Source organism: Deltaproteobacteria bacterium PRO3, assembly GCA_030263375.1.
GTDB lineage: Bacteria > UBA10199 > UBA10199 > DSSB01 > DSSB01 > DSSB01.
In genome coordinates this window covers 1-3,039 of sequence record SZOV01000176.1, presented here as the reverse complement: position 1 = coordinate 3,039, position 3,039 = coordinate 1, and the positions used below count along the sequence as shown (strand labels likewise).

The following is a 3,039-nucleotide window of genomic DNA, read 5'->3' as shown; positions in this document are numbered from 1 at the left end:
CGCGGAGATCCCGGCGGGGATCGAGACCCTGCCCGAGGGGAAGAAGTGGCGCGAGTTCCTGGCCGGCGGGGAGTACTCCTGGCTGCGGGCCCTCTTGACCTCGCCCCACGTGGTGCAAGGCAAGGACAAGGTCCCCAATCCCCTCGAACCATTGCTGCGGCCCCGTCCCGGCCAAAAGGTCGAGGTCGCCTACGACGCCGAAGGCAAGGAGTACCGTTCCCTCAAGATCCACGACCCGATGATGAAGGTCCCGGGCATCCCCGAGGGCACGCCCGCGGTCGAGATCGAGCGCCAGGAGAGCATTCTCGTCGTCCGCGTCAACCATCCCAAGCCCGCGACGGCCGACTCCCCGGCGGCGGTAGTCCCGCTGGAGCTCTATTACCGTTACAACCCCAAGCAGGGCTACGCCCCGATCCACGAGGTCATGGACGGGAAGAACGAGCGCATTAAGGACTTCTACGCCCAGCTTTGGTTCGGCGAGGCGAAGATCGACGACCTGCAGGTCACGCAAAGCTTCACCTCGAGCTATCGGGTCACCCGCGAGGACATCCGCGCCTTCACCCGCGCCATCGGCAACCGCCAAGAGGCCTTCACCGATCGCGGGCAGGAGAAGCTGCAGGCCCCGCTCGACCTCGCGATCGTGGCCGCCTGGGAGCCGCTCATCAAGACGATCTTCCCGAAGAGCATCGACGGGAACATCTTCCGCCTCTTGCACTTGAGCAACGGCTTCCGAGTCCTCGACCCGCGTCCCTTCCAGGAGGGCGACAAGATCGACACCGCGATGCGCATCCTCGAGGTGCGCAACCTGGAGGGCGGCAAGCGCGTGACCGTGCAAGGCACCCTCAGCCGGGACGGCAAGCCCGCGGTCGAGCTCAAGAGCCAATTCTTCATTCGGGGCCGCTTCGGATTCGAGAGCGATTCCTTCCACGACCGCCTGGAACGGCGCACGGTGAACCTAGACGGGCCGGAGGCGATCGCGGTGCTGCGTTCCAAGCCCTGGATCGAGCTGGAGGAGGGCGTCGAGCTGAGGCCCGGCGACCGGCTCACCTTCGAGGTCGAGCACTTCGACCTCTTCGCGGGCAAGGACAAGCTCGCCACGACCACCTCGTCCGGCGTGGTGTTTCGCAACGGCGCCCGCGTCGGGAGCGTCGCCTATGCGCGGCACGACGTCTCGGGCAACGAGGCCCGGGCCTATCTCGAGCGCCACGGCGAGCCGGCCGACGCCATGCAGCCGCTGGCCGCCCCGAGGAACCTCTTGGCCGAGGCCGACGTCGTGACGGCCCCCAAGGACAACCAGGGCTACGCCGTCGCCTCGCGCGACCTGAACCCCATCCACGTCAATCCCTACATCGCCGACTTGGCCGAGCTGCCGACGACGATCACCCACGGGATGTGGACCTCCGCCAACGGCCGCCGCGTCGTCGAGACCCACGTGGCGAAGAACCGCCCCGAGCGCGTCGTCGCCTACGAGGCGCAGTTCCAAGGGATGGTGAAGCCGGGCGACACGCTCAGCACCCAGGTGCGCCAGATCGGGATGCGCGAGGGCCGTCAGGTCCTCGAGGTCGAGACCGTCAACCAGGACGGCGCGACCGTCCTCAAGGCCACGGCCGAGGTCGAGGCCCCGAAGACCGCCTACGTCTTCACCGGCCAGGGCTCCGCCGAGCCCGGCATGGGCATGGAGCTCTACGACAGCTCGCCCGTCGCCAAGGCGATCTGGGACAAGGCCGACGCGCACACCCGCGAGACCCTGGGCTTCTCGATCCTGGACATCGTCCGGAACAACCCCAAGGAGCTCACCATCCACTTCGGCGGGCCGAAAGGGGCGAGGATTCGCGAAAACCTGCGCGCCCTGCGTCAAGAGGTCGTGGTGGTGGAGGACGGCAAGTCGGTGCGCAAGTCCGTGCCGCTCTTCGCCGAGATCGGCGAGACCAGCGACAGCTTCACCTTCCGAGCCCCGAAGGGCCTGCTCTTCGCGACGCAATTCACCCAACCCGCGATCACCTTGGTCGAGATGGCGGGTTATGCGGACATGCGCGCCAAGGGCCTGATCCCGAGGGACGCCTACTTCGCGGGCCACAGCCTCGGCGAATACGCCGGCCTCTCGACCGTCGGCGAGGTCTTGCCGGTCGAGTCCGTGGTGGAATTGGTCTTCCTGCGCGGCATGACCATGCAGGGCGCCGTGGCGCGCGACGCGCAGGGTCGGTCGCCGTACGCGATGGCGGCGGTCAATCCCCGTTCCGCGGGATCCAAATTCGACGACGCGGCCCTGCGCCGGGTCGTGGACGCCATCGCCGGGAAAAGCGGCCAGCTCCTGGAAGTCGTCAACTTCAACGTCGAGAACACCCAGTACGTGGTGGCCGGCGAGATCGGCAATATCGAGGCCTTGAATCAGGCGATGGCCGCCCTCAAAAGGGCGCCGGCCAGGTTGGGCGACCTGGATTCGCTGGTCGCCGAGGTGCTCCAAGACGTCGCGAAAAAGAAAGCGGCGGCCCCGGACGGCGTGCTGACTTTGAAGCGCGGGGCCTTGATTCCTTTGGAGGGCATTGACGTGCCCTTCCACTCGCGATTGCTGCGCGACGGCGTACCCGCCTTCCGCGGCATGCTCGAGGCGAAGATGCCGAAGCAGCTCGACATGAGCCGCTTGGAAGGGAAGTACGTCCCCAACCTCACGGCGCAGGCCTTCTCTCTCGAAAAATCCTATGTCGAGGCCGTCTACGAGCAGACGCAGAGCCCGGTCTTGAAGTCGGTCTTGGAAAACTGGGAGACGCAATCCCAGGATCGCCAGGTCTTGGGGCGCAAGCTCTTGATCGAGCTGCTCGCCTACCAATTCGCCTCTCCCGTGCGCTGGATCGAGACCCAGGATCTCCTCTTCCAGCAGGGCGGGGTGGAGCGCCTGATCGAGGTCGGACCCGCGCCGACCCTCTCGGCGATGGCCAAGCGCACGCTCGACGGGGAAAAATACGAGGGCGCCGCGCCCCGCGAGCTGTACTCTTATAAGAGCGACCGGGACGCGATTTATCACGAAGGCGGGGATGCGGT

Annotated in this window: 1 protein-coding gene; it reads left to right on the top strand. The window is 66.6% G+C overall.

The window, feature by feature from the left end; translation table 11 throughout:
* The coding region (locus tag FBR05_15080) for an acyltransferase domain-containing protein (GenBank protein ID MDL1873502.1) at positions 1-3,039 on the top strand (3,039 nt) is incomplete at both ends.